The 19281-nt window shown below is 41.3% G+C and carries 14 protein-coding genes and 3 tRNA genes; 14 read left to right on the forward strand and 3 right to left on the reverse strand.

Translation table 11 applies throughout. The features are described from left to right. Window positions 1-153: 153 nt before the first annotated feature. Both P8629_RS11310 and mfd read right to left on the reverse strand, forming a co-directional pair. The gene (locus P8629_RS11310; protein WP_278166244.1) at window positions 154-774 is read right to left on the reverse strand and encodes a peptidoglycan binding protein CsiV; all 621 of its coding nucleotides are present in this window, start codon (window positions 772-774) and stop codon (window positions 154-156) included. 6 nt (window positions 775-780) lie between these two features. After that, window positions 781-4260 (reverse strand): transcription-repair coupling factor, encoded by a 3480-nt coding sequence (gene mfd / locus P8629_RS11315; RefSeq protein ID WP_278166245.1) that lies wholly within the window; start codon window positions 4258-4260, stop codon window positions 781-783. 96 nt (window positions 4261-4356) lie between these two features. On the opposite strand from mfd, the gene P8629_RS11320 reads away from it, so the two are divergent. The 6 genes from P8629_RS11320 (at window position 4357) to P8629_RS11345 (ending at window position 11788) form a co-directional block, all read left to right on the forward strand. Beyond that, window positions 4357-5565, forward strand: a complete 1209-nt coding sequence (locus P8629_RS11320; RefSeq protein ID WP_278166246.1) for a hypothetical protein — start codon at window positions 4357-4359, stop codon at window positions 5563-5565. A 206-nt stretch (window positions 5566-5771) separates the two neighbouring features. Continuing rightward, on the forward strand, window positions 5772-7079 hold the full coding sequence (locus P8629_RS11325; RefSeq protein ID WP_278166247.1) for an NAD(P)/FAD-dependent oxidoreductase: 1308 nt from the start codon (window positions 5772-5774) through the stop codon (window positions 7077-7079). A gap of 167 nt (window positions 7080-7246) precedes the next feature. Continuing rightward, entirely contained in the window at window positions 7247-7873 is a 627-nt protein-coding gene (locus tag P8629_RS11330) for a trimeric intracellular cation channel family protein (RefSeq protein WP_278166248.1), read from the forward strand. A gap of 19 nt (window positions 7874-7892) precedes the next feature. Then, a complete protein-coding gene (locus tag P8629_RS11335; RefSeq protein ID WP_278166249.1) occupies window positions 7893-9143 on the forward strand; it encodes a lipoprotein-releasing ABC transporter permease subunit in 1251 nt (416 codons plus the stop codon). Beyond that, complete coding sequence (lolD, locus tag P8629_RS11340) at window positions 9136-9828, forward strand: lipoprotein-releasing ABC transporter ATP-binding protein LolD (RefSeq protein WP_278166250.1); 693 nt, start codon at window positions 9136-9138, stop codon at window positions 9826-9828. Before P8629_RS11335 ends, lolD begins: the two co-directional genes overlap by 8 nt. Before the next feature lie 4 nt (window positions 9829-9832). Continuing rightward, window positions 9833-11788, forward strand: coding sequence for an ABC-F family ATP-binding cassette domain-containing protein (locus P8629_RS11345; protein ID WP_278166251.1), 1956 nt, complete (start codon window positions 9833-9835; stop codon window positions 11786-11788). 63 nt (window positions 11789-11851) lie between these two features. Here the strand turns inward: P8629_RS11345 and P8629_RS11350 are convergent, their stop codons facing one another. Further along, entirely contained in the window at window positions 11852-12061 is a 210-nt protein-coding gene (locus P8629_RS11350) for a YgaP family membrane protein (RefSeq protein ID WP_278166252.1), read from the reverse strand. Window positions 12062-12314: 253 nt separating this feature from the next. Here P8629_RS11350 and tig point away from each other — a divergent pair, with 253 nt between their 5' ends. The 8 genes from tig to P8629_RS11390 all read left to right on the forward strand — a co-directional run bounded on the left by tig (window position 12315) and on the right by P8629_RS11390 (window position 19173). Further along, the gene (tig, locus tag P8629_RS11355; protein WP_278166253.1) at window positions 12315-13625 is read left to right on the forward strand and encodes a trigger factor; all 1311 of its coding nucleotides are present in this window, start codon (window positions 12315-12317) and stop codon (window positions 13623-13625) included. A 199-nt stretch (window positions 13626-13824) separates the two neighbouring features. Next, window positions 13825-14427: an ATP-dependent Clp endopeptidase proteolytic subunit ClpP gene (gene clpP, locus P8629_RS11360; protein WP_278166254.1), complete on the forward strand. Its 603-nt coding sequence runs from the start codon at window positions 13825-13827 to the stop codon at window positions 14425-14427. Window positions 14428-14449: 22 nt separating this feature from the next. Then, entirely contained in the window at window positions 14450-15700 is a 1251-nt protein-coding gene (clpX, locus tag P8629_RS11365) for an ATP-dependent Clp protease ATP-binding subunit ClpX (protein ID WP_278166255.1), read from the forward strand. Between the two features lie 146 nt (window positions 15701-15846). Next, the gene (gene lon / locus P8629_RS11370; protein ID WP_278166256.1) at window positions 15847-18291 is read left to right on the forward strand and encodes an endopeptidase La; all 2445 of its coding nucleotides are present in this window, start codon (window positions 15847-15849) and stop codon (window positions 18289-18291) included. 115 nt (window positions 18292-18406) lie between these two features. Next, window positions 18407-18679, forward strand: coding sequence for an HU family DNA-binding protein (locus P8629_RS11375; RefSeq protein ID WP_011370603.1), 273 nt, complete (start codon window positions 18407-18409; stop codon window positions 18677-18679). 209 nt (window positions 18680-18888) lie between these two features. Continuing rightward, a tRNA-Val gene (locus P8629_RS11380) sits at window positions 18889-18964 on the forward strand. A 17-nt stretch (window positions 18965-18981) separates the two neighbouring features. Continuing rightward, window positions 18982-19058: transfer RNA gene (locus tag P8629_RS11385), tRNA-Asp, on the forward strand. Between the two features lie 39 nt (window positions 19059-19097). Further along, a tRNA-Val gene (locus P8629_RS11390) sits at window positions 19098-19173 on the forward strand. Window positions 19174-19281 lie beyond the last annotated feature (108 nt).

Here is a 19281-nt window from a genome sequence, read left to right on the forward strand (position 1 = left end):
CAGTTGGAAATAGATACGGTTGTTGAACAACTCAACAACCGTCCCAGAAAGTGTTTAGGATACAAAACACCAAATGAAGTGTTTTGGAATAAGAACGTTGCACTTACGAGTTGAATGTATGATCTTAAAGAAAAGAAAGAACCGGATGTTTAATTAACGGCCCTTGTATTGGATTTTAACCAAGGCACCAAAGATAGGGTGGTCAAAGTAATGCAACTCCCCGGACTTAACTTTTCGGGATTCTTGCAATTGAAAACGCCAGAATTCCGGAAGCATTTCAGGGTCTATACTTTGATTGGCTGCAAACTCCTCTCTGACCTGGTGCGGGATTTTTCTTTCCAGCTCGAGATGCAAACGCACATGGGCATAACGAGATTTATAGAATTTTAATGTCCCTGACAGTTTAGGCTGATAATCTTCTTCCGGTAACTCTTCTATCTTAAGGGGTTGACTGTCTTCTTCAGATGCGCCTTGTAATATCCATGAACGATGATACAAGATGTAATAGCCTTTTTCAGGCGTCATTTTTTCTTCTTCAGATGAGAGCATGAATTGTTGTTCAGGTAAAGAGGGCACGTCGAGAGTGCCTTCCATATCGATCAGCGGTAAGTCTTCTCTCCAGTATTCTTCTGTCCAACCTCTCAAAGCTAAGGTTTCAAAGACGATCAGTTCAACTTGATACTTGGGCAAGTTTTTTTCTGTTTCTGCTTGAGCGTGTAATGAGAAGCTTGCCAAGAAAAGTAAAGCGGATGTAAAGAACAGTCGGGATTGCATAAAGGCTTATTCCTTATTTGAAATAGTGGCTACGATTAATTCGATAGCTTGAATTCGTTGTTTCATCTCTGGCATTGTATCGAAATATTTTAATTCAATCTGCCCTTTTAACTGATAGTTCTTAGGGTGGTTTTGAATTAACTTAATCAATTCCAGTGGGTTGATGTTAGGGTTGGAACCAAATTGGATGCGAATCATTGCTTCACTGGCTTCCATTTTTTTCAAATTTAAAGCGTCAATGACCAATTTCACACGGGTGGTTTCAAACAAGTTTTTAACCTGATCCGGCAACAACCCAAAACGATCAATCATTTCCACTTCCAGTTCTTGTAAAGCATGATTATCTTCAGCGCTGGCAATACGCTTATAAAACACTAATCGAGTATGAATATCCGGTAAATAATCTTCTGGAATGAGCGCTGGCATGCCCAGTTCAACTTCTGCTCCGGTATGGAGTTTGGCATCTAGTTCAGGCTGTTTCCCCGATTTCAAAGCTTTGACGGCTCGATCAAGCAAATCTGAGTAAAGCCCAAAACCAATTTCATGGATTTGGCCTGATTGACCATCTCCAAGCAACTCACCCGCACCTCGAATTTCCAAATCATGACTTGCGAGCATAAAGCCGGCCCCTAAGGTGTCATGCTTCGCAATCGCGGTAAGTCGCTTTTCGGCATCTTTTGTCATCAGCGCTTTTCCAGCGGTGAAAAGATACGCATAGGCTTTATGGTGAGAACGCCCAACACGTCCGCGCAACTGATGGAGTTGTGCTAACCCGAACTTATCAGCTCGGTGAATGAGGATGGTATTTGCCGTAGGAATATCGATCCCTGTTTCGATAATGGTGGTACAGACAAGAATATTGAAGCGTCGGTGATAAAAATCCTGCATGACTTGTTCAAGCTCGCGTTCATGCATTTGTCCATGTGCGGTTTGAACTTTTGCTTCAGGCAGCAAGGCTTGTATTTCTTCTGCCATATGTTCAATTTTATCGACGTTATTAAATAGCAAATAAATTTGTCCACCACGGCGTATTTCTCGTAAACAAGCTTCTTTGACAACCTCCGGGTTCCAATCTTGCACAAAAGTTTGCACGGCCAAACGTTTTGCCGGCGCAGTGGCGATAATGGATAAATCCCGCAAGTCGTTCATTGCCATATTCAAAGTTCTAGGAATCGGCGTTGCTGTCATCGTCATTACATCGACTTCAGTACGTAGCTTTTTAAGCTGTTCTTTCTGACGCACACCAAAACGATGTTCTTCATCTATGATGATGAGTCCCAGGTTGCCGAATTGCATGTCATTTTGAATCAGTTTATGCGTACCGATAATGATATCGACTTGATTGTTTTTAACCGCTTCAATAATCTGCTTAGTCTCTTTAGCGGTTTGAAAGCGGGACAAACCTTCTATGCGGATGGGCCAGTCGGCAAAGCGGTCTTTAAAGTTTTCCAGGTGTTGTTGTGATAACAGCGTGGTGGGAACTAAAACAGCAACTTGCTTGCCTGAATAAGCGGCAACAAATGCGGCTCGCATTGCCACTTCCGTTTTACCAAAACCAACATCACCGCAGATTAATCGGTCCATTGGTTTATTGGATTTCATGTCAGTCAGGACCGATTCGATAGCTGTTTCTTGATCTGGCGTTTCCTCAAAAGGGAATCCCGCTCTAAAGCGAGCATAAGCTTCTTCATCTGTTTTAAATTCATATCCAGGGCGGGCTTCTCGCTGTGCATAGATGTCGAGCAATTCCGCCGCAACATCTCGTACCTTTTCAGCGGCTTTGCGTTTCGCCTTATCCCATTTGTCTGAACCAAGTTTATGCAAAGGTGCTGTTTCAGCACTGGCACCTGTATAACGACTGATGAGGTGTAAAGACGTGACGGGCACATAGAGTTTGGCATTCCCGGCATATTGAATCATGAGAAACTCATGCTCTTCGCCTTGTATCGTCATTGTTTCTAAGCCTAGAAAGCGCCCAACACCATGGTCGAAGTGCACAATAGGTTGACCCAAGTCCAATTCAATCAGGTTGGAAATGGCACTTTCAAATTCGGAATGCTTACGCTTGCGACGACGTTTTTGAATGACCGTTTGCCCGAAAATCTGTGCTTCAGAAATAATGCAAAAATCATCGGTATAAACAGAGTCTTCAAGTGGTCCCACGATGATTTCATAAGGAGCGTTTGACGTTTTAAACGTTTGCCAGTTTTCAATTTGTTTGGGAAGTTTGTCTTTAAACTGTGGCTGTTTTGACAAAATCGTTAATAAGGTTTCTCGTCGCCCGGTCGATTCAGCACAATAAAGAACGCGGCCATTGTGTTTGGATTTGTATTGATCCAGAAACGCAGTCAGTTTCGCCAACGGGTATTCACTGTTTGATTGAATACTTAAGTCGGGTAATGGATACGTTTTAAAGGTAGCCGTTGCTTTATCGGTTGCTTGTTGTGAAAACTGTATACGATGAAAGTTCTTTAGGGCAGTAAAGGTTTCATTTTCAGACAAAATCAGTTCTGAAGGTGGCAATATAGGGTAATCTGGATTGTGCTGCGCAATGTCATAGCGTTCTTGATAGTCTTGCCAATTTTGCCGAATTTGTGCTTGAAGATCGCCCTGGTTGAAGAAAAGGCAATCTTCAGGCAGGTAGTCGAATAGTGTTGCGATATTTGTATGAAACAAAGACAAGTAATACTCTAGCCCGTCAATGGTCTGCCCATCTTTAACAGAACGGTAAAGTTGGCTGTTTCTCGCATCGTCTCCAAAGTGTGTGCGAAAATTCTGACGAAAAAGGGCCGTTCCTTCAGGGGTTAAGTCATATTCCTTTGCAGGGAGTAGTTCTATTTGCTCGATCGTATCAACACTGCGTTGAGTTTCTGGATCAAAACTTCGAATGGTTTCGATTTCATCATCAAATAAATCCAGACGAAAGGGGGTTCGACTGCCCATCGGATATAAATCAATAATCGAGCCTCGAACCGCAAATTCACCATGCTCCATAACTTGGCTCACTCGTTGGTAGCCGCCTGATTCCAACTGGCTGGTAAAAGCTTCTATATCAACAGTTTCACCGCACTTTAATAAAAAGGTGTATTTTTCAATAAACGGATGCGGCACCACTTTTTGAATCAGCGTGCTGACCGGTAAGATAAGGAGCCCTTTTTTTGTGGAGGGCAGTTGATATAGCGTTTTCAGTCGTTGTGAAATAATGTCTTGATGTGGTGAAAACTGATCATAAGGCAGAGTTTCCCATTCAGGAAAACTCAGAATAGGGTAATCTGTGTCAGAGAAAAATCTCAATAATTCACTATATTTATTGGCTTCCGCCATGTTTTCAGTCAATAAAACAGCCAGGCCTGGCGCATTCCGTGCCTTTTCAATGAGGGCAAGGGCGCTTTCTGAAGGGTTGTTTAACACCCAGGTCGAGGTTTGGCCTTTAAGAGTGATTTGGCCAGTCTCCAATAAGGCATAGGGCGAGTGATTTTTTGACATGATATTTATGGACTAATTTAAAATGTCGTTATTCTAACAAAATATCGTTTTTCAGGGGAGGAACACGTTGAAAACGAAAAATGAGGCAATCAAACCATGACGGGACGTTGGGCTTTTAATTGGATACAAATCATGGGGCACAACAATAAGAGCTTGGTCGCATTATTTACCCTTATTTCATTGACCGTCTTTTCAGGCGTTTTTAACCATTTCTATTTGATGGATCTGCAAAGCGGCATTTATATATTGCTCAGTCTTTTAGGGGTGTCGCTTTGGGCAATGAAAATAATGGATTCCGTAAAAACGGGAGGCCTGTTATTTTTATTGAGTAGCTATGTGCTATTTATGCTGGCAGGATTAATGGCTTGGTTCAAAATTCCGTTTAACGATCACTCTGTTTTAGGGTGGGTCGTGGTCATCGCCTTGATGATGAGTAATTTGATTCATGTTCTCTCTACCTTGCTACGAGAGTTGGCCAGAGGAAGTTTTCAGCATGATGCGCTTGCTGAAGCTTTAAAGCAAAATGCAACCCCGATTTTATTATCGAATGTCACCACCTGTTTCGGGTTTGTGGTCGCTGCTTGGTATGATTCCAGTTTTACCAGTATGGCGTGGATTGTGGTTTCCGGTGCGATTATCAGCTATCTGACGTTGTATTCATGGCTCCCTATCATCTTATTACGGTTTTTTCTGGAATTCCGAGTTGGTCATTATGATGATCGTCATGGCCTGATCGACTTGATCAGTCGAATTCAACAACACCCACGAGCTATCAAGTGGGCGGTTGGGGTGTCTATTGTCGTGACTTTAATCAGCCTGGTTTATTTATCACAAACTTTAACAATGCTCAGTTCAGTCGGTGTCATGTTATTAGCCAGTTTTGGCTTACTATTAATAATTTGGCAAGACCTTAAAATAACTTTGATGACCCTGCTAAGCAGTTTTTTAGCTGTTGTTTTAGTCTTGGCAGCTTACTTTTCCCTACAAGGAACCGCCACTATTTCGGCTGTTGTTTTGATTGTTCCGCTAGGGATGGTGCTAGACGATGCCATACATTATTTCTCCCGATATTTGAAATCCAAACGTGGCTATTTCAGCGATGAAGAATCTTGTCATCGGTTTGCCTTAAGCACGGTAGGGCGGCCTATTTGGCTCACAACACAACTATTAATTGTCGGATTATTTATATTGAGTTTTCATCCAAATAATTTAATTCAGCAAGCTAGTTTCATTACAATTTTTGCGGTTTTATTGGCTTCTTATATTATTTTAGTGTTGTTACCGGTTCTGCGTTTACGTCAATAAAAAAATAATAACCTCATATAAATTAGTATTTTTTATTATCATGTATACGAAAAATTTATTTTTAATTTGAATACGAATGATTCATTATTGCCGCACAAGAACTTTGTAAGACGGCTGAAAGCCCTAGTTTTTAGAAAAAGGTGTTTTCGCCTAATCCCTGAACGTCTAATAATAAAAATAAAGATACTAATGAAAAGGAACGAAAAATGGCAACAATTGTTGTAGTTGGATCAAGCACTGGTGGTTTACCAATGGCTTATGATGTTCGTAAGCAATTAGGTAAAGAGCACACGATTAAGGTTGTAAATGCAATTGATGAGTTTAACTTTGTCCCGTCTAACCCGTGGGTAGCTGTAGGCTGGCGTAAACCTGAAGATATTTCTTTCAAGTTAGAGCCGCATCTCACTAGAAAAGGAATTGAGTTTTATCATCAAACAGCAACTAAGCTTGATGCACCCAATAATAAATTGACCCTGGCTGATGGGACAGAAATGGACTATGACTACCTTATTCTTGCGACAGGCCCTGCACTGGCTTTCGAAGAAATTGAAGGGTTTGGACCGAAAAGTCAAGGGGGCAATACTGTCTCGGTTTGCACAACACCGCATGCCAGTGAAGCGTTTGAGCAGTGGGAAGAGTTTTGTGAAAACCCGGGTCCGATTGTTGTAGGTGCGGTACAAGGTGCTTCATGCTACGGTCCAGCTTATGAGTTTGGAATGATTATGGAAACGGATTTACGTAAGCGTAAGATTCGTAGCCAAGTACCAATGACATTCGTTACGTCTGAACCTTATATTGGGCATTTAGGGCTTGGCGGTGTTGGTGATTCAAAAGGTTTGATGGAAGCTGAAATGCGTAACCGTCATATTAACTGGATCTGTAATGCCAAAGTCACCAAGATTGAAGACGGCAAAATGTATGTTGATGAGCACAATAATAAAGGGGAAGTCATTGAACAACATGAATTACCTTTTAAATATTCAATGATGCTGCCAGCCTTTAAAGGGTCTAAGTTTTTACAAGAACTTGCTGAGCCTGAAAACATGGGTGGACCTCTAGTAAACCCTCGTGGATTCGTAAAAGTGGATAGCTTCAGCCGTAACCCGACTTACCATAATATTTATGCCTTAGGTGTAGGGATTGCAATTCCACCTGTTGAAGCAACGCCAGTTCCAGTGGGTACGCCTAAAACAGGTTTGATGATTGAATCAATGGTGACAGCGATTTGTCATAACATTCAAGCGAACCTTGAAGGGAAAGATGCACATGAAGAACCGACTTGGAATACGGTTTGTTTAGCAGATATGGGTGATACAGGGGCTGCATTTGTTGCCTTGCCACAGATTCCACCGCGTAACTTAACTTGGGCAAAACAAGGTAAGTGGGTGCATCTGGCCAAGATTGCGTTTGAAAAATACTTTATTCGTAATATGAAGGCAGGTAATTCTGAGCCTATTTACCAAAAGTATATTATGAAAATGCTTGGTATCAGTCGTTTAAAATCTGATAAATAACAACTGGTTATTTGCTTTATTTAACACCCTCTACAAGAGGGTGTTTTTGTTTCTGCTCACTGGATATAATGCATCCTCAAATCAAAAGAATGATATTAAAAAATTAAGTCTCACCTTTCTTTAGAAAGTCTCTTTTTCATGGAAAGCTTTGCTTTATAATAACCGCCATGAATTTAGTTCAAACCCTTTATTACCTCGATTTACTGGGAACAGTTGTCTTTGCCATGACTGGGTTACTGGCTGCCAGTCGAAAACAACTCGACTTATTTGGCGCGATTGTAATTGCCATGGTAACGGCCGTTGGTGGCGGCACTCTGCGCGACTTAATCCTGAATCAACCCGTGTTTTGGGTTGAGCATAATATTTATATTTACGTGGTGGTCTTTTCGACCTTGTTCTTATTCTTCTATGCACGAATTAAAGAAATTCCCATCAAATTACTATTGTATCTTGATGCGTTAGGGTTAGCCGTTTTTAGTGTTATCGGCGCGCAAAAAGCCATGGCGCTCGGGTTGTCTGATCCCATTATTATTATGACAGGTGTCATGACAGGTGTGGTCGGCGGTGTGATTCGTGATGTGTTAATGGGAGAGGTTCCATTGATTTTCCGTAAAGAGATTTATGCCACCGCCTCATTTGTTGGAATTAGTTTGTTGCTGGTTTTAGTGCATTTAAACCTTGCTGTTGATTTGGCGGTCATCTTATCGGTGGTGGTTATTTTCAGCTTACGCATTTGGGCCATTTTATTTAATATCGGTTTACCTGTTTTTCAACCGATCAACTCACAGGACTAGCTACTAAAGGGCTTCTTTTATGTTCAAATTGCCATTTGAGTTATTGTTAGGCTATCGATACACCCGCGCCAAGCGTCGAAATGGGTTTATTTCGTTTATCTCTTTATCCTCCATGCTTGGAATTGGATTAGGGGTGACTGCTTTGATTACAGTCATGTCTATTATGAATGGATTCCAGCAAGAGCTACGTGATCGTATTTTGGACATGACGGCTCACGTCACCTTGTCTGAACGTGGCGAGCGCTTAAATCATTGGCAAAATCTTTATTCAGTTGCAAAACAATTGCCTCATGTTGAGGGTGCGGCACCCAATGCAATGGGGCAAGGTATGCTGACTCATGGGGACCGAGTAAAAGGTGTTTTAGTCCGTGGTGTATTGCCTAAATATGAAGGACAGGTGGCGGATGTCGAATCTAAAATGGTGTATGGGCATCTATCCGATTTAGAGTCGAAAGGGTACAACGTCATATTGGGAACAGAGCTAGCGAACGGGTTGGGCGTTTCTGTTGGCGATAAGATTACGCTTGTTGCACCTCAGGCATCCATTTCACCAATGGGTGTTGTGCCTCGCTTAAAACGGTTTACGGTTTCTGGATTGTTTGAGGTGGGAATGCACGAATATGACAGTGCCTTGGCGATTGTCCATATGGCGGATGCACAGCGTGTTTTCAAAATGGGGAATCAAGTATCTGCGCTGCAATTACGGCTAGATGATATGTTTGCGGTGCAAGATGTCCGAGAGGCCGTTGCCGAAAATATTGATGATGTGCTTTATATGCGAGATTGGACACAGCAACACTCCAATTTTTTTAAAGCCATCGAAATGGAAAAGCGGATGATGTTTATTGTGCTGACACTCATCATTATGGTGGCGGCATTTAATATCGTTTCAACCATGGTGATGGTCGTGACCGACAAGCAAAAGGATATTGCCGTACTCAGAACCATTGGGGCAACACCTGGTAGTGTTCAGGCTATTTTTATGGTTCAAGGGCTCATTATTGGAACCTTCGGTGCGGTTTTAGGGATCGCCGGTGGTATTGCCATTTCATTAAATATCGATGTGATTGTGCCATTTATCGAAAACATATTTGGTTTTAAATTTTTCCCAGCCGACATCTACTATATCAGTAAGATTCCATCAGATTTACATTGGGACGATGTCTGGACAGTCTCCGGATTAGCGTTTGCCTTGACTTTATTGGCTACGGTTTATCCGGCTAGACGTGCTTCCAAGACACAACCTGCGGAGGCATTACGTTATGAGTGATTTAATTTTACAAGCCTCGAACCTCGAAAAAGAATATCGCGATGGCAAACTCAAAACCCCCGTTATTAAAGGGTTAGATTTTGAACTCAGATCAAATGAGAAAGTGGCCATTGTTGGAAGTTCTGGCTCTGGAAAAAGTACTTTATTGCACCTGTTAGCGGGCCTAGATAAGCCAACAAATGGCAGTGTGTCGCTGATGTCACAGGCGTTTTCTGATTTAAATGAAGTTAAACGGGGGCGTTTGCGTAATCAATACATGGGCTTTGTTTACCAGTTTCATTTCTTGTTGCCAGAATTGAATGCGTTAGAGAATGTGATGTTACCTTTACGTGTTCGGCGAACCCTTCCGAAAGAGGCCGAAAAATCAGCAAAAGCATTACTTGAACGAGTCGGACTCGGACATCGTTTACATCATAAGCCATCAGAACTATCGGGTGGTGAGCGACAACGAGTGGCGATTGCACGTGCTTTAATTACGAAACCAGCTTGTGTGTTAGCGGATGAACCGACAGGAAACTTAGATGAAACGTCTGCTCAGCAAGTGTTTGATTTAATGTTGGAACTAAACCAAGAGCAAAATACTGCATTACTCGTTGTTACACATGACTTAAAACTGGCTGCCAAAATGGATCGCCAATACCAATTAACAGAAGGGCATTTTATCCTGCCTTCGGAAACGCCTTAACTTTATGCTCAATATCCAGTCCATCAGCTTAATGGCAGGGTTAAAACCTTTATTAAAAAATGCCTCATTAACGTTACATCCAGGTCAAAAAGTCGGTTTAATCGGCCAAAACGGTGCCGGTAAGTCAACACTCTTAAAAGCTATTTTGAAAGAAGCTTCGTTGGAAGCTGGCAATATTGCCATGCCCGATACCTGGCAAATCGGCTATGTTGAACAAGAGCAAACGCATTTGTCTTTTTCGGCCATTGACTATGTCACAACCGGAGATACGCTTTACGCCAACGCCAGAGCTCGAATCGATCAAGCGGAACTGGCAAATGATCATGACGCCTTGGTGACATCTTATGATGAGCTGGATCGCATTTCAGGGTATGAAGTTCCGCAAAAAGCACAGCAACTGTTATTTGGCTTGGGGTTTTCAGAAACTGAGTTTGATAAACCTGTTGAAGCCTTTTCAGGGGGATGGCAAGTTCGACTAAAACTTGCGCGTGCTTTGATGCAACGAGCCGATTTGTTGCTGTTAGATGAACCGACCAACCATCTGGATATTGAAGCCGTTTCCTGGTTGATCCAATGGTTAAAAGGCTTTTCTGGTGCTGTCATTGTCATCTCGCATGACCGGCACTTTTTAGATGAAGTGGTACAAGGGATTGCTCATCTTGATCAGGAAAAAATTCAATATTATTCCGGTAATTTCGCCGCATTTGAGCACCAGCGTAATGAACAGCTCATGCAGCAACAAGCGTTGCATGACAAGCAAAAGCAACAAATGCAGCATCTGAAATCCTTTATTGAGCGTTTTAAGGCCAAAGCATCTAAAGCCAAACAGGCACAAAGCCGTGTTAAAGCGTTGGAACGCATTGAATCCGTTGCTGCGGTTCAAGCCAGCAACCCGTTTCAGTTTCATTTTGCCGAGCCAGATCATTTGCCCGACCCAATGCTGTTTTCTGAAGCCTTGAGTTTTGGCTATGACGATCATTTGATTTTGAATGAAGTTGATTTAACGCTTCGCGCAGGCGATAGAATAGGGTTGGTTGGGGTTAATGGCTCAGGAAAGTCGACACTTTTAAAGTTATTAATTAAAGAAAATACACCTAAGTCTGGTAAGTTGGTTCATAGCAAAGGACTGAAAATAGGCTATTTTGCACAGCACCAGTTAGAGTCTTTAAACTTAGATCAAACGCCACTAGCGCATATGTTGGCGCTCTCAAAAGATAATATGGAACGGGTGACAGACCAAGAAGCGCGAGACTTTTTAGGGCAGTTTGGTTTTTCACATGACAAGACCTTAAATCCAATCAAGTATTTCTCTGGTGGAGAAAAGGCACGTTTGTCTTTAGCGTTGATGGTGTATCAAAAACCAAATCTGATTATCTTGGACGAACCGACCAACCACCTGGACATGGAAACACGCGATGCGTTAGAAATGGCATTGCAAGAGTTTTCAGGCGCATTGATTCTAGTAACGCATGACCAGCATTTATTAACTTGTATTGTCGACCAGTTTTGGTGGGTGCATGACCAACGAGTTGAACGTTATCATGGGGATTTAGAGGCTTATCTACAACAACGACTACGAGAGTTAAAGGAAAAGCAAGCGGAGATTAAAGCCGAAAAAACAGCCAGGCCTGGTCAAATTTCACAATCTCATCATGGTAGTGGAGCCAATAAAAAAGCTCAGCGCCAAGAGAATGCGCATTATCGGAAACAACTTAAAGAAGCGACTCGAAATCAGACTAAACAACTGTCAAAAGTAGAAAAAAAACTATCTGAAGCACAAAAACAATTGGTTGAACTGCATGCTGAAATGGAAGATGCAAGTTTATATGAAGCGGGTCGTGCAGAAGAGCTTAAATCAATCTTAAAGCAAGAGGCACAACTGAAAACATCGGTTGAAGAACTTGAAGAAGAGTGGTTGTTATTGGAAGCTGAAATTGAAGATATCACGAATTCATTTTAAGAAGCATAAAATCTGCGGCATGATATTTAGACCTAACATGTCGCAGATGAATGGTTTTAGCGTTTAGCAGTTGCGGAAAGCACAACCGTGTTTCAAGCCTGCTTTACGCAAGAAATAAACCATCGGGCAAAAGCCTGTAATCCCAGAAATTAATAAGTTCAGACCGATAAACCCTGTTAACAGCAACCAACTTGCTGAAACCATATACGCTAAAATTGCAGAAAGAAGCACCATACTTCCCACCATAATCATCATAAATCTTTCAATTGTCATTTTTCTCTAACCCTTTAGTTTTATTAATGGTTTTCTCTTTTTTGAGATATAAATCATAAATATATTGATAGAAATATTTTATCATAACTTTGGATTCCAAGGAATATCCCTGTATTAATTTAGGGCTATGTCTTTCATTACTTTAATAAAATCAGTATAATTTGCCGTTTATTTTATATATAGAGTAAAGCCGCCGAGCGGAAAAGAAGTTTCGTTCACGTCTAACCGGATTTTAATTTTTGAGATTAAACACATGCAAGTAACAGTAGAAAAGCCAGAAACAGGTCTAGAGCACAAAATTAATGTCACGCTTCCAGCGGGTGATTTAGACAGTAAAGTTGAGCAACGTTTAGCGCAAATGCGCCGTACAGTTAAAATGGATGGTTTCCGTCCTGGCAAAGTACCAATGAGCGTGGTTAAGAAACGTTATGGCGGTCAAGTTCGTCAAGAAATGATGGGTGAAACCGTACAACAGTCTTTTTATGACGCAGTTGCAAAAGAATCTCTAAACATTGCAGGCTACCCACAGTTCCAAGAGTTAGATGAGAAAGATGGTAATATTATCTACTCAGCAACTTTTGAAGTATTCCCAGAATTGGAATTGCCAAAATTTTCCAGCCTGAAGATTGAAACAGTCACAGCTGAAATCACGGATAAAGATGTTGAGAAAATGGTCACACGTCTTCGTGAGCAGAAAATGGCTTGGAAACCTGCGAATGGTAACAAAAAAGCCAAAGAAGGTGATCAAGTTATCATCGACTTCGTCGGTAAGAAAGATGGTAAAGAATTTGAAGGTGGAAAAGCTGAAGAAGTTCCTTTAGAGCTAGGATCTGGCCGAATGATTCCTGGTTTTGAAGACGGCATCGTTGGCATGAAAAAGAACGAAGAAAAAACGATTGAAGTAACTTTCCCTGAAGATTATCAGTCTGATGAACTTAAAGGGCAAACGGTTACCTTTGATATTACCGTTCACTCAGTTCAAACCAAGGTACTGCCAGAAATTAATGAAGAATTCGTCAAAGAATTCGGCATTGAAGAAGGAACGGAAGAAGCATTGGTTAAAGAAATCCGTTCAAACATGGAAAAAGAACTTAAGCGTTCGGTTGAAAACAAAAACCGTACAGCGGTTCTAGATGCTTTAGCAGAAAAAGTCGAAGCGGAACTACCACAGGCAATGATCGATCAAGAAGCGAATGCATTGATGGAGCGTCAGCTTGAGCAATTCCAACAACAAGGTCTTAAAGCAGAAGATATTGGCTTAACAGCTGATGCATTCAAGCCAGAAGCTGAAAAGCGCGTTAAGATTGGATTGATTCTAGGTGAAGTAATCAAAGAGTATAAGATCGAAGCAACAGATGAAGCGCGTCAAGCATTTATCCAAGATCAAGCTTCTTCTTATGAAGATCCTCAAGAAGTGATTGAGTGGTATGCGAAAAATCCTCAAGCGCAAAAAGAAATTGATGCGATCTTAGTTGAAAGAGAGATCACCAATAAGATTCTTTCTGAAGCAAAAGCGAAAGAAGTTTCTAAATCGTTTGAAGAAATTGTTGGGCCTGCTGCGTAAGCAACAGCGCGTCAAACTTAAAAACTTAACTTCTGTTACGAAAATATGTAATTTTGTAACAAGGTTAAGTTTTTTTTTGCCTAATAAAAAGCTAAGATAGAGCCATCTATTAATCAAAATTAAAGATAATACGCTTGATTCTTTCATTGAAAATCCTGCAAGTTATCCCTAAATACATAAATTACAAAGGTTTATTTGAATGCATTCTACACCGATTCAGGACGCACTAATTCCAATGGTTATCGAACAAACCAGTCGAGGGGAAAGATCTTTTGATATTTACTCTCGTTTATTAAAAGAGCGTGTTATTTTTTTGGTAGGGCAGGTTGAAGACCATATGGCCAACTTAATTGTTGCCCAGTTACTTTTTTTAGAGTCTGAAAACCCAGATAAAGACATTCATTTATACATTAACTCACCGGGTGGGAGTGTTACAGCGGGTATGGCAATTTATGATACCATGCGTTTTATCAAGCCGGATGTCAGTACAATGTGTATTGGTCAAGCAGCGAGTATGGGGTCGTTTTTACTGTCTGCTGGCGCAAAAGGAAAACGTTATGCTTTACCAAACTCTCGCGTAATGATTCACCAGCCTTTAGGCGGGTTTCAAGGGCAAGCATCGGATATTGAGATTCATGCGAAAGAAATTATGCAAATTAAACAGAAGTTAAACAAAGCGCTTGCTGATCATACAGGGCAACCTATCGAAATCATTGAAAATGATACTGATCGCGACAACTTCATGAGTGCAGATGAAGCTTGTGAGTACGGATTGGTCGATAAAGTTTTAACACGTCGTTAAATTAAGAAAAGAAGGCAGTCAGATGAGTGAAAAAACCTTATATTGTTCATTTTGTGGTAAGGCGCAAGATGAAGTAAAAAAATTAATTGCAGGGCCTTCGGTTTATATTTGTGATGAATGTGTTGAACTCTGTAACGATATCTTAAAAGAAGAATTCGGCGAAGAAGAACTAAGCGGGTTTGAGCTGGATCATTTGCCTACGCCGCATGAAATCAGCCAGATTCTGGATGATTACGTCATTGGACAATACCAGGCGAAAAAAGTATTGTCAGTCGCGGTTTATAATCACTATCGTCGTTTAGAAAGCGGTCATCAGAAAGATGAAGTCGAACTCAACAAAAGTAACATCTTGTTGATTGGGCCGACCGGGTCTGGGAAAACCTTATTGGCACAAACACTGGCCAGATTATTGGATGTACCTTTTGCCATTGCGGATGCCACCACCTTAACCGAAGCCGGTTATGTGGGTGAAGATGTCGAAAGTATCGTTCTGAAGCTACTGCAGCGTTGTGACAATGATGCCGAAAAAGCGGAACGCGGTATTATCTATATTGATGAAATCGATAAGATTACGCGTAAATCTGAAAACCCTTCGATTACTCGAGATGTTTCCGGTGAAGGGGTTCAGCAGGCCTTATTGAAGTTGATTGAAGGAACGGTTGCGAGCATTCCACCTCAAGGGGGTCGTAAACATCCGAATCAAGATATGATTCAGGTTGATACGTCTAAAATCCTGTTTATTGTTGGTGGCGCTTTTGAAGGGTTAGATAAAATTATCGAACAGCGTACCGAGAAAAATATTGGTATTGGCTTCTCAGCGGAAGTGAAGTCGCAAGATAAGAAGGCGACCGTTTCAGAAAAATTCCAAAACATTGAACCAGAAGATCTGGTTAAATTCGGTCTTATTCCTGAGTTCGTAGGGCGTCTTCCGATATTGGCAGCACTTGAAGAGTTGGATGAAAAAGCACTTATTCAGATCTTAACCGAACCTAAGAATGCTTTGGTTAAACAATATCAGAAAATGTTTGAACTGGAAGGCGTTGAACTTCAGTTCAGAAAAGATGCATTATCTGAAATTGCCAACCTCGCTATTGAAAGAAAAACCGGTGCGCGTGGATTAAGATCCATTTTGGAAAAAACTTTGCTTGATACAATGTATGACTTGCCGAGCATGAAAAATGTTGAAAAGGTAGTCATTAATAAGGCAGTTATTAAAGGCACTAAAAAGCCTATGTTGATGTATCAAGACAGCAAAGAAAAAGTCTCTAGCTAATTCACAGCCAGTTCTCCTATACATCTACACTTGAAATCCACTCTTTTTATCCTTATATAGGATAAAAAGAAGGTGGCATGCCTTCATTGATTTTGCTCACCTCTTCATGAGCTGATTATAAAAATACTAAATGGATAAAACGCATTATGGATATTGACCAAATTGAATTCAAAACAAATGTCTTTGTATTAGCGCTGAGAGATGTCGTTGTCTTTCCAGGCATGGTTGTGCCTTTGTTTGTAGGACGGCCCAAGTCAATGAATGCGTTAAATGCAGCCATGAAAGAAGATAAGCAAATCTTTTTGGTAACGCAAAAAAATGCAACAGAAGAAACGCCCACTATTGATAACTTGTACCAAACGGGTGTCATGGCGAATATTCTTCAGTTGTTAAAGTTACCGGATGGCACCTTAAAAGTATTGGTAGAAGGGGTCAAACGTTTTGAACTGTTGGCATTAAACGATGAAGAAAACTTTTTAACGGGCGATATTCAACAGGTCGAATCAGACGAGCAATTGGATAATGACGGCGTTGTTTTGGTTCGAACCATTCAAGAACGCTTTCAAGATTATGCTGCCCTAAAGAAGAAAATTCCTTCTGAAGTACTTAAAAGTGTGCAAAAGATCACCGACCCGAATCGATTGGTTGATACGATTTCGGCCAATTTAAAGCTAGGCATCGAAGAGAAACAGACCTTGCTTGAGATTTTAACGATTAATGATCGTTTAGAGCACATTTTAAAAACCATCGAAACTGAAATTGATTTATTGGAATCTGAGCAGCGTATTAATTCTCGCGTGAAGAAGAAAATGGATCAAACACAGCGTAATTTCTATTTAAATACCAAATTACAGGCGATTCATGAAGAACTGGGGGATTCATCTGAAGATGGCGTCAGTGAGTTTGCACGTTTAAAAGAACAAGTTGAACAAGCCGGTATGACACAGGAAGCGCTTAAGGCAGCGGAAGAAGAGCTGAAAAAACTCAAGATGATGTCACCACAATCCCCTGAGTCGAATATTGTCCGTACTTACATCGAATGGCTGATTAATATTCCATGGAAAAAACGCTCGCGGGTTTCAAAAGATTTAAATAAAGCGCAAACGATTCTTGATAAGCAGCATTATGGACTTGAGAAAGTCAAAGAACGCATTATCGAGTATCTGGCAGTACAAAAGCGCGTCAATAAGATGAAAGGGCCGATTCTGTGTCTTGTTGGGCCTCCAGGGGTCGGTAAAACGTCTTTAGCCCGTTCTATTGCCGAAGCGACGAATCGTAAATATGTACGTATGTCATTAGGCGGTGTGCGAGATGAAGCCGAAATTAGAGGGCATCGTAAAACGTATCTAGGTGCCTTACCAGGACGTATTATCCAAAAAATGAAAACGGCCGGGACACGCAATCCATTATTTCTTTTAGATGAAATCGATAAAATGGCGCGTGATCTGCGTGGTGATCCTGCTAGTGCTTTATTAGAAGTATTAGATCCTGAACAAAATAAAGCCTTTAATGACCATTACCTGGAAGTTGACTATGATTTATCAGATGTCATGTTTGTCGCGACCTCGAATTCGATGGATATTCCTGAGGCATTACTAGATCGGATGGAAATTATTGATCTGGCAGGATATACCGAAAATGAAAAACTCAATATTGCCACTCAACACTTGTTACCACGTGAAATAAAAGACCACGGTCTGAAACAAGGCGAGTTAGAAGTTCCTTCAGAGACCATTTTGAAGATTATTCAAACCTATACGCGTGAAGCAGGGGTGCGTTTACTCGACCAAAACCTAGCAAAAATCTGTCGTAAGTCATTAAAAGAGATTGTAACAGACGAAGCCAAACCGCCCATTAAAGTGACTCCTGATACGCTTGAACAGTACTTAGGTGTGGCCAAGTACCGTTTTGGCCTGGCTGATGAAACCAATCAGATCGGTCAAGTAGCAGGTCTTGCTTGGACACGCGTTGGTGGAGACTTGCTCCGTATTGAAGCAACAGCCATGCCTGGTAAAGGCAAAAACACTTCAACAGGACAACTGGGTAGTGTGATGCAAGAATCGACTCAGACAGCCATGAGTGTTATTCGTAGCCGCTCAAAAGAATTGGGGTTATCTGACGACTTCTATGAGAAACAGGATATCCATTTACACTTTCCTGAAGGCGCGATTAAAAAAGATGGCCCAAGCGCGGGTATTGCCATTTGTACCGCCATTGCTTCTGTTTTAACGCAGATTCCCGTGCGATCTGATGTCGCTATGACAGGGGAGATTACTCTAAGAGGGGAGGTCTTACCGATAGGGGGACTTAAAGAAAAGTTGCTTGCTGCATCTCGTGGCGGTATTAAGACCGTCTTAATTCCATATGAAAATGTAAGAGACTTAACCGAAATTTCAGAAGAAGTCAAAGAGGGCTTAGATATTCATCCTGTTCAGTGGATTGATGAAGTCTTTAAAGTTGCTTTAGAAAGTTTGCCAAACATAGATGACCAAGTTTCGGACATTAGTATGAAGGATGCCGAAATGGAAAAATTGGTTGCAAATAAGCAGTCAACCAAGGAAATTCATAAAAAAAGCCCAAAAAGACACTGAAAATGTGCAAATTTAGTGTAATCAGGCTTGACAGTAAATAATGAACGCTGATATAACTACCTGCAAGCCTAAAAAGGTGGAAAGAATACTTAATACTTATGGAGAAACTCAAATCATGAATAAGACCGAATTAGTTAGTGCGATCGCTGAAGAAGCTGGTTTAACGAAAGCCGATGCGGCAAAAGCTCTTGAAGCAACTGTATCAACAGTCACAAAAGCTTTAAGCTCTGGTGACTCTGTAGCCATCATCGGTTTTGGTACGTTTAAAGTAGGTGAGCGTTCAGCTCGTACTGGTCGTAACCCTCAAACTGGTGCAGAGATGCAGATCCCTGCAGCTAAAGTTCCTAAGTTCTCGGCTGGTAAAGCACTAAAAGAAGCTGTTAACTAAGATAAAACCTTTTTTATCTAACAGCCAACCCCTCAAGTTTAATCAAATCAATAGGTTAAATTCTGAGGGGTTTTTTTATGTCAAAAATATATAAAAAAAGCGCGCAAAGTGTTTGACAAAGGGCGCTAAGTACTTATAATACGCCCATCAGTTAAGCAAGCTCAACACTGTTGAGACAAGTTTAAGTGATTATAAGTAGATTCAAAATTGGGTGATTAGCTCAGTTGGGAGAGCATCGCCCTTACAAGGCGAGGGTCACTGGTTCGAGCCCAGTATCACCCACCAATTTTGAAAACCTGTTCGGAGTGGTAGTTCAGCTGGTTAGAATACCTGCCTGTCACGCAGGGGGTCGCGGGTTCGAATCCCGTCCACTCCGCCATTATTTATAGTCCTGATATCGAATTGTTTTTTACGATTCGGGTGATTAGCTCAGTTGGGAGAGCATCGCCCTTACAAGGCGAGGGTCACTGGTTCGAGCCCAGTATCACCCACCATTTATTTTTGATGTCTTTCATAAACATCATCCCTGTTCGGAGTGGTAGTTCAGCTGGTTAGAATACCTGCCTGTCACGCAGGGGGTCGCGGGTTCGAATCCCGTCCAC

Source organism: Hydrogenovibrio sp. 3SP14C1, assembly GCF_029625905.1.
Lineage (GTDB): Bacteria > Pseudomonadota > Gammaproteobacteria > Thiomicrospirales > Thiomicrospiraceae > Hydrogenovibrio.